The sequence below is a fragment of the Pontibacter sp. BAB1700 genome (genome assembly GCF_000277005.1).
GTDB lineage: Bacteria > Bacteroidota > Bacteroidia > Cytophagales > Hymenobacteraceae > Pontibacter > Pontibacter lucknowensis.
This window is the reverse complement of the sequence record NZ_AKIS01000259.1, coordinates 1-4,295: the sequence shown is the minus strand read 5'-3', so window position 1 is coordinate 4,295 and position 4,295 is coordinate 1. Positions and strand designations below refer to the sequence as shown.

Annotated in this window: 5 protein-coding genes and 1 tRNA gene; 1 reads left to right on the top strand and 5 read right to left on the bottom strand. The window is 52.8% G+C overall.

What is annotated here, in order from left to right:
• Positions 1–11 precede the first annotated feature (11 nt).
• Positions 12–83 (top strand) — tRNA-Glu (locus tag O71_RS21050).
• A gap of 126 nt (positions 84–209) precedes the next feature.
• Here the strand turns inward: O71_RS21050 and O71_RS21045 are convergent.
• The 5 genes from O71_RS21045 to O71_RS21025 form a co-directional block, all read right to left on the bottom strand.
• Positions 210–1,052 (bottom strand): SDR family oxidoreductase, encoded by an 843-nt coding sequence (locus tag O71_RS21045; RefSeq protein ID WP_007661321.1) that lies wholly within the window; start codon positions 1,050–1,052, stop codon positions 210–212.
• Positions 1,053–1,097: 45 nt separating this feature from the next.
• Positions 1,098–1,769: an alpha/beta hydrolase gene (locus tag O71_RS21040; protein ID WP_007661319.1), complete on the bottom strand. Its 672-nt coding sequence runs from the start codon at positions 1,767–1,769 to the stop codon at positions 1,098–1,100.
• Positions 1,770–1,798: 29 nt separating this feature from the next.
• Positions 1,799–2,632 (bottom strand): 4,5-DOPA dioxygenase extradiol, encoded by an 834-nt coding sequence (ygiD, locus tag O71_RS21035; RefSeq protein WP_007661317.1) that lies wholly within the window; start codon positions 2,630–2,632, stop codon positions 1,799–1,801.
• A gap of 78 nt (positions 2,633–2,710) precedes the next feature.
• Positions 2,711–3,373: an NADPH-dependent F420 reductase gene (locus O71_RS21030; RefSeq protein WP_007661315.1), complete on the bottom strand. Its 663-nt coding sequence runs from the start codon at positions 3,371–3,373 to the stop codon at positions 2,711–2,713.
• A 107-nt stretch (positions 3,374–3,480) separates the two neighbouring features.
• A complete protein-coding gene (locus O71_RS21025) occupies positions 3,481–4,062 on the bottom strand; it encodes a Crp/Fnr family transcriptional regulator (protein ID WP_007661314.1) in 582 nt (193 codons plus the stop codon).
• Between the last annotated feature and the right edge of the window lie 233 nt (positions 4,063–4,295).

The following is a 4,295-nucleotide window of genomic DNA, read 5'->3' as shown; positions in this document are numbered from 1 at the left end:
TACGACAGAATGGTCCGTTCGTCTAGGGGTTAGGACTCCAGATTTTCATTCTGGCAACAGGGGTTCGATTCCCCTACGGACTACTAAAAAGCCGCTCCACATCAAATGGAGCGGCTTTTTTGATTTCATTCTGCCAAGAACAGATAGCTATACCTTATACGTGTATGCGGGTAGTGCATACCGCACAGGTCACGAATCCCAAACTAGCTTTACAAAGCCTCTGCTACAGAATCAGCCATGGGTGTGGTTGGGTGTCCAATCAGTTTGGAAAGCTGGCGGCTATCGTCGTATAGGGCACCATTCGAAGCGGCTACGTCCCAGCCGGCTATGGCTTTTGCCATACTATCCGGAAGCCCATACCCTGCCAGTGCAGCAGCATAGTCTGCCTCCGGTAGATTTTTGTAAGGGATGTCTTTACTGGTCTGGCGGGAGATCTCGTCGGCCAGGTCGCTGAGGGTATAGGCCTCGTCGCCGGCCAGTTCGTATACCTTGCCTCCATGCCCCAGGCTTGTCAGCACCGCTACTGCTGCTTCTGCATAATCCTCTCTGGATGCGGAGGAAATTTTGCCCTCACCGGCACTGCCGATAAAAGCGCCGCCGGCAATTGCGCCCTGTACTGAGCCGGTATAGTTTTCAGTGTACCAGCCATTGCGTAGGATAGTGTATGCTATACCTGAATCCTTGATCATGCGCTCTGTGGCGCGGTGCTCTTCAGCCAGGCTTAGCAAAGAGGTATCGGCATGCAGCAGGCTGGTGTAGACGATCCGTTTTACTTCCGCTTTTTTGGCAGCCTCGATCACATTTTTATGCTGCGCGGCACGCTGCCCCACCTCACTGGATGAGATCAGGAGCAGGGTGTCTATACCTTGCAGGGCACTGTCCAGCGTCTCTGTTTTCGTATAGTCTGCTTCGCGCACTTCCACCCCCATCCCTTCTGCTTTCTGAGGTTCGCGCACCAGCGCTATAATGTTTTCGGGCTCCACCTTAGCTTTTAGTCTCGTAACAACCAGCCTTCCCAATTGGCCTGTTGCACCTGTAATGCCTATTTTCATATCTGTTTTATTTGGTATGTATACTTTAATTTAATTTTAAAAAAGCTATTTCAGCCAATCGAGCACAGCCGCTATTACTTCGCCAGTCAGCTGGTGCCCCATTTCCAGCTCATGATAAGCCGGTGCAATACCTGCGCTTTCTAAAAACGCCTTTGCTTCGCGGGCATAATGCACAGGCAGAGTTGTATCCTGCGTACCGTGTGCGATAAATGCACGCAGGCTTTTCAGTCTGTCCGAAGCACCAAGAAGCGGCCTGATCTCCTTCAGTATCCTGCCGCTGAAGGCAAGCACCCCGGCTACCAACTCAGGCTGCGTCAGGCCAATGGTATAGCTCATGATAGCCCCCTGGCTAAATCCGCCCAGGTATACTTCGTCTATACTGTACTTTGCCTTCACCTGGGAGATAAATTCCCGGATGAGCTCGCGGCTCTGCTCCTCCTGCCCGGCGTTGATCATTGGCTTGCCCGAAGAAAAATCTACCTGATACCAGGCATAACGTCCCTCTCCCAGCACAATAGGACCACGAGGTGAGATCACCATCACATCATCCGGCAGGTATGGAGCCAGGCTGAACAGGTCCTGCTCGTGGCTCCCAACCCCGTGCAGCAGGATCAGCGCTTTCCGCTTTCCCAAAGCTTCACTTGCTGGCCGCACCAGGTATTTCAAAACCATGTCCGATGCAAGCGTGTCAGCCTTTATGTCTTCTCTGAATACCATACGTTATGATTCTTAATGTTGTGCTGTAATCAGCCTATTTTCACGGAAGTCATGGTCAGGGAGCCGCCTACCGCTTTGTCGTTAAAGAAGGATACCTCGTCTTTGCTGCCCTGCAAGCCAAGCGTATACATCAGTGGCCAGTAGTGCTCTGGCGTAGGTATAGCCAGCATAGCTTCGCGGCCCAGTTTCTCGTACTGAATCAGTTTGTCGTGGCTGCCGCTGCGAATCAGGTCCTTGAAGGTGTTGTTGATCTGCACGGCCCAGTCGAAACCGTATTCCTCGTCGTTCAGCCTGTCCCAGGCCACCATGCGCAGGTTGTGCACCATGTTGCCGCTACCCATAATCAGTACGCCTTTTTTGCGCAGACCGGCCAGTTCCTTGGCCAGGTCGTAGTGGTACTGCGGTCCTTTGGTATAGTCGATGCTAAGCTGCAGCACCGGAATGTTGGCCTCCGGGTACATGTGCCGGATCACCGTCCAGGCGCCGTGGTCGAGGCCCCAGTCGTGATCCATTTCCACGGTGGCGGATTTAATAATAGAGGCTGTTTCTTTGGCCAGCTCCGGGTTGCCGGGTGCATTGTACTGCACCTCAAAGAGCTCACGCGGGAAGCCACCGAAATCGTGAATGGTCTTTGGGAAATCCATGGCCGTGATGCGGGTGCCTTTGCTCAGCCAGTGCGCCGAAACCACCAGCACCGCTTTGGGTGTGGGCATTTCACTGGCCAGCTTTTTCCAGTACTGGCTGAAAGCGTTGTCCTCGATGCCGTTCATGGGCGAACCATGGCCTACAAACAGCACAGGCATCAATTGCTCCTGCTCGCTCAGATTATCTGTAAATTTATTGAATGCTGATAATGTGGTCATACCTACTACTCCTGTTACTAGTGTTTTAATAAAATGGTCTCGTCGCATGTTGCTTGGGTGACAAATATGTGGCTAAAATTACTGGTGCAAGATCTTCCACCCTGCCAGCCAGTTGTAGTCATATTTCATATTGAGCTGGATCAGCAGCAACTGCATGCGTTCCAGGGTGCCGCTCACCGACAGGTCGCCTGCCACGATCGGGTTAAACCCAGCCGTGCTCACCAGTTCAGACACCGTTTGCAGTGCCTCTTCGTCGCTGCCCGCCACAAAGGCGTCAGCTTGCTTTCCGTCTATAACCGGCGTGGCAAAGTCGGCGGCGAAGGTGGTGTTGAAGGCTTTGATCACTTTGGCATTGGGCAGGAGCTTCTGCAGTTCTTCGGCCGCGCTGGTATAGGGTGCCGTTACCAGTCCGTCGTAACTGTCGTTCAGCGGATTGGCGATACTGATGACGATCTTCTGGTTGGCGACTTCCTTTATCTTCTGGGCTACTTCTCTTTCTGCATCATGCGGAACAGCCGCAATAATGATATCCGCTTCCCATGAGGCGTCCACAGAGCAGTCCACTGCCTCCACCGAGGCGGCGGGCTGGTTGCTTTGGATCTCCTCAGCTACTGCCTGTACTTTGTCCAGGTCGTTGGCGCAAAGCAGCAAACGATAATTGCCCTTGGCCAGACTTTTCGAAATGGCGGCCCCCATGTTGCCGGAAGCGCCTATGATGGCGATAGTCTGTATTGTCTTCATGGTCGTTTAATTAGGAACAATACAAAGGTACGGCCATGCCAGGCCCCGGCGCATTGCGCCTTGTCAAGAAAAAGCCTTGACATTTGTCAATGAAAAGGAAGGGGACTTTACCTGCGCTCGGCCATTTTCTTGCGTACGCGACTCAGGGTTTCGGGCGTCAGGCCCATGTAGGAGGCAATCATGTGCTGCGGCACACGCTGGGCAATGTCTGGATAGGTTTCGGTGAAGCGGGTATAGCGCTCTTCGGCGGGTAGGCTGATATTGGAGGTCAGGCGCCGTTGCAGGGCAATGTAGGCACCTGTTATCAGCAGCCGGATATAGGTTTCGTACTTGGGCTGGGTTTTCAGGAGTTCATCGTGTGCTGCGCGGGTAATCAGCACCAACTCGGCATCTTCCAGGGCATCGATAGTATAAGTGGCGGGCTCAGCGGTGAGGTAACTGAAGAGGTCCGATATCGTCCAGCCCTCAATGGCAAACTGGATGATGTGCTCGTTCATGTTCTCGTCGACGGTATAGGCGCGCAAGGCCCCCTTCTCCACAAAGGCAATAGATTTGCACACGTCGCCATCCTGCAAGAGGTACTGTCTTTTGCGCAGCTTTTTTGGCGTCAGATAGGTTTTGATCTGCTCCTGCTCTTCTAGGGTCAGGGGCACTTTTTCATTGAATTTCTGAAAGAAGAGTTCGTACATGGTGGATCGGTGTAGAGAGCGGTCCGTTCGTCGTTTCTTATACCCGAAGTGCTTCAGGTATACAGCTGCTTTGGTCTGTAAAAATACCTTTTATCCGCCGAATACTGAAGTGTATTTTCTTATTCCCGGGTAAATTCTTTCGTGCTCCGCACGGTATCAATAGGCCGAACCAGCTTTTCAATTTGTGCCCGCTTTGGTTCCAGAAACGGCGGTTCACGTAACCGACGTCGGGG

Excerpts from the sequence above, each read along its gene's own strand:
- O71_RS21045 (WP_007661321.1), bottom strand. The coding sequence starts at position 1,052 with ATGAAAATAGGCATTACAGGTGCAACAGGCCAATTGGGAAGGCTGGTT.
- O71_RS21040 (WP_007661319.1), bottom strand. The coding sequence starts at position 1,769 with ATGGTATTCAGAGAAGACATAAAGGCTGACACGCTTGCATCGGACATG.
- ygiD (WP_007661317.1), bottom strand. The coding sequence starts at position 2,632 with ATGACCACATTATCAGCATTCAATAAATTTACAGATAATCTGAGCGAG.
- O71_RS21030 (WP_007661315.1), bottom strand. The coding sequence starts at position 3,373 with ATGAAGACAATACAGACTATCGCCATCATAGGCGCTTCCGGCAACATG.
- O71_RS21025 (WP_007661314.1), bottom strand. The coding sequence starts at position 4,062 with ATGTACGAACTCTTCTTTCAGAAATTCAATGAAAAAGTGCCCCTGACC.